Raw genomic sequence first — 2,039 nt, 5'->3', positions numbered from 1 at the left:
GGCGGGTACGACCCGCTACGCTTCTTCACCCGGGGAGTGCTTCTCTCTTGGCGACGAACAGGACCTTCGACAAGCCCTATCGTCCCAGCTCAGAGCAATGCCAGTGATTTAGGGCATCAGTGCAGGTAGAGCGTGCGATGACGAGTGTTCTGGGTGAGTAGAACCCTGGGATGCACAGGTGGTCCGCCACGAACTGATGATGCGCCAGGTGATCTCGGGACAGGGCAACGGGGCTCCCTGTAGGACAGGAGATCGACCAAGATCCGACTGCCTGCGAGGGAGCCCCGTTGGGCGCTCAGTCTGCCATCGCTGTTGCCCCGGCCGTCATCAGGGCGGTCCGTCCGGTGCCATCGCGAAGTCCCCGAAGGCGGTCGGAGCCGCAGTTCGGCGACCGGATCCGGCTCGGTGTACTCACCGAGGAGATCACACCCGAAGTAGTCGACGAAGTACTGGAGTTGACCGGAAGGGCCGAGCGCCGCCGCAGGCTTCTCCCGGCTCGCGCGGTGGTCTACTTCGTCCTGGCTCTGTGCCTCTTCAGCAGCTCCGACAGCGCCGGGCCGCCGGGATACCGGGCGGTCCTGCGGACCCTGACCGAGAAACTGCGGCACCTGCCGGGCGGGCTCGTTCAGCGCCTGCCCACCAGTTCGGCCCTCACCCGAGCCCGCCAGCGCCTGGGAGACAAGCCGTTGCAGGCCCTCTTCGAACGCCGGTGCGGCGCCCAGGCGACACCCACGACCCCGGGAGCATTCGCCTTCGGTTTGCGGCTGGTCGCCTGGGACGGCACCGCGCTGGACGTTCCGGACAGCCCCGAGAACGCCGCCACGTTCGGATTCACCGGCCGCGACGGCACCAACAAGAGCGGAAACCCACAGGTCAGACTGATGGCCCTGATCGAGTGCGGCACCCACGCCGTCATCGACGCGGCCTTCGACTCGATCGCCAGGTTCAGCGAGCACAAGCTCGCCCGCCGCCTGCTCGCCTCCCTGCGGCCCGGCATACTGCTGCTGGCCGACCGCAACTTCGCCGGCCACGAGCTGTGGGGCCTAGTCGAGGCGACCGGCTGCCACCTCGCCTGGCGGATCAAGAAGAACCTCGTCCTGCCGCCGCTGTGGGTCCTGCCCGACGGCTCGTACGTGTCCGTCATGCCCACCCCCGCCGAGGGCCAGCGCCTGGGCAACGCCCGCTTCCAGGGCCGCACCCCGACAGGGCTGCCCGATGGACACCTCGTGCGCATCATCGACTACACCGTCACCGTCCGGCCCCAGCACGGGCCGGTGCAGGTTGAGAAGTTCCGCCTCGCGACCAGCCTGCTCGACCACCGACAAGCACCCGCACGGCAGTTGGCCCAGATCTACCACCAGCGCTGGGAGATCGAGAACGGCTTCGCCGAACTCAAAAACCGCCTGCGCGGCGCCGGCTTCATCCTGCGCTCTAAAACCCCCGGGCTCATCTGCCAGGAAATCTACGCACTGCTCACCGTCTACCAGGCACTGTGCGCGCTCAAAGTCCACGCAGCCGAACAGGGAGAGATCGATCCCGACCGGATCTCCTTCACCACGACCGTGCGGCTCGCCCGGCTTACCACCGCCGGACAGACCGCAGCGAACCCGCAGGCCCTGCACGCCGCCCGCCTCGAAGTCGTCCAGGAACTCCTCAACGACCGCCTGCCCCCACGCCGCGACCGCCGCTGCCAGCGACTGAAGAAACCACCGCGGAACACGTTCGAAGCCAAACGCCGGGACGAGCCCCGCCCGCCCAGCCGCGTCAGCTACTCACTCAAAATCACACGGAACCTGAGATACCCACCCTCACCTGCGAAAACGCCCTAAATCACCGGCATTGCAGCTCAGAGGCACTCCTCGCTTATTTGATCAACACTCGGACGGTCCCCCTCGTGAAAGCCCGAGGCTAATGACCGCCGCGCGTGAGGGTGAGCCCTTCGATCCGTACACGGGCCTTCCTGCCTCCGAAATTCGGGCGTTGAAGCAACGGGCCACTTGGTACACACTGGCCCGCGAGTACATCGAACAACGCTGGGA

General features: G+C 66.7%; 1 protein-coding gene. It reads left to right on the top strand.

Annotated elements, in window-relative coordinates:
• The first annotated feature begins 344 nt into the window (after positions 1 to 344).
• Positions 345 to 1,829, top strand: a complete 1,485-nt coding sequence (locus ABT245_RS45755) for an IS4 family transposase (protein ID WP_351747066.1) — start codon at positions 345 to 347, stop codon at positions 1,827 to 1,829.
• Positions 1,830 to 2,039 lie beyond the last annotated feature (210 nt).

Source organism: Streptomyces sp. NPDC001508, assembly GCF_040298665.1.
Classification (GTDB): Bacteria; Actinomycetota; Actinomycetes; order Streptomycetales; family Streptomycetaceae; genus Streptomyces.
This window is presented reverse-complemented; position numbering and strand designations above follow the sequence as displayed.